Annotated in this window: 2 protein-coding genes and 1 pseudogene; all 3 read left to right on the top strand. The window is 55.0% G+C overall.

From position 1 onward, the window contains the following. Window positions 1-206, top strand: a pseudogene (locus MV985_RS08460) (ABC transporter substrate-binding protein); the annotation flags it as partial. 2 nt (window positions 207-208) lie between these two features. Further along, window positions 209-940, top strand: a complete 732-nt coding sequence (locus MV985_RS08455) for an ABC transporter permease subunit (RefSeq protein WP_297465264.1) — start codon at window positions 209-211, stop codon at window positions 938-940. Then, complete coding sequence (locus MV985_RS08450; protein WP_297465262.1) at window positions 937-1,557, top strand: ATP-binding cassette domain-containing protein; 621 nt, start codon at window positions 937-939, stop codon at window positions 1,555-1,557. The genes MV985_RS08455 and MV985_RS08450 overlap by 4 nt, the downstream gene beginning before the upstream one ends. The last annotated feature ends 31 nt before the right edge of the window (window positions 1,558-1,588 follow it).

The following is a 1,588-nucleotide window of genomic DNA, read 5'->3' as shown; positions in this document are numbered from 1 at the left end:
ACCCCGAGGGGACAAAGGAAATCCTCGGAAACCTCTACCACCTCGACGAAAAAACCCTCGACGTGCTCTACTCCCGGACTGAGGTCAACGACGATGAACTCGACGAGGACCTCATCAAGGGGATAAAAAGCGAGTGGCACCTGGCGTACCTCGGGGGTTATCTGAAGGAAAACCCCGAAAGCCTTGACATCTTCTACAGGGGCTGAAGATGAGACGAGGATGGCTTTATCTCTTCCTTTTTGCAGCGGGTTCGTGGGTGGTCCTTACTAGGCTGTACCCCACGCTGATTCCGGGGATAGGCGAAACCCTCTCCTTCTATTCAAAGGTTGGCTATGGTTTGGTTCTCAAATCTCTCCTCCTGACGCTTTACCACAGCCTTTCGGGCTTTCTCATAGCCTTCGGCCTAACGGGGGGCGCTATACTGCTGGCGCTCTATTCAGAGGAGTTCCGGGCGTTTTTAAGCGCTTTAAACGTCTTCATCCAGAGCGTTTCCGTTCTGGTCTGGACTATAATCTTCATAATGCTCTTCGGCGTTACAAGTCCCATCGCTCCAATCCTCGTTACGGCAATGGCGTCTTTTCCTGCCCTCCTTTCAGCAGGAATAAGTTCGAGCGAAAACCTTCTCGAAAAATACCGCCCGCTCGTGGTTCTCCTCAGGCCATCGAAGCTTCAGCTTTACAGGCACTTCATAGTCCCGGGAACGCTCCCGGAGATGGTCTCGGCGAGCAGGATAGCAATCGGCATCGCCCTGAGGATAAGCGTCGTTGCCGAAGCCTTTGGCTCGGCCGGTGGAATCGGCTACCAGCTCGTTTACTCCTACGACCTCGGGATTAAGGCCGGTGTTTTCGCGTGGGCGCTCCTCCTCGTGGTGCTCATGATAACGGTAGACCAGCTCGTTCTGAGGAGGCTTGAACTATGGGTGAGACGCTGGTACTGGTGAGGAATCTGGAAAAATCCTTCAACGGCGAGAAAATCCTCGGTGGGATAAACCTCGATGTTAAGCGGGGCGAGGTGGTCGGCATAGTCGGGCCAAACGGAACGGGGAAGAGTACCCTCGTGAGGATTTTGGCCGGCGTGGAGAGGCCCGATTCCGGCGAGGTCTCGGTTGGTGGCAACATCTCGGTCGTCTACCAGGAGGACTACCTCCTTCCATGGAAGAGGCTTCACGACAACATCTGCCTCGGCCCCAGGTTCCGCGGGAGGGAGTGCAACCCCTCTAAAGTTGCCAGAAAACTCGGAATAGAGGGGTTTCTTGACCTCTACCCCAAGGAAGTGAGCGGTGGAACGCGGAGGAAAGCAGCGATAGCGAGGGCCTTACTGCTCGACTTCGACGTTCTGATCCTCGACGAGCCTTTCACGGGACTCGACACCGAGTCAAAGGATACGTTGCTCTCAATCGTCGGTGAACTCTCCAAGACCGGTAAGGCCGTTATCATAGTGTCGCACCAGCTCGAGGAGCTGTTTAGAGTCGCCCACAGGGTTTACGTCCTCGGGGGAAGGCCCGCGAAGGTTAAGAAAATCCTGCGGAGGGAAGAACTTGGTAAGGGAGCTTTTTAACAGCATAGCCGAGCGCTATGACTTAGTTAAC

Origin of the sequence: Thermococcus sp. (genome assembly GCF_027012695.1) — an archaeon.
Taxonomy (GTDB): domain Archaea; phylum Methanobacteriota_B; class Thermococci; order Thermococcales; family Thermococcaceae; genus Thermococcus.
Note: the sequence above shows the minus strand (reverse complement) of the source record. Positions and strands in the feature narration are given on the sequence as shown.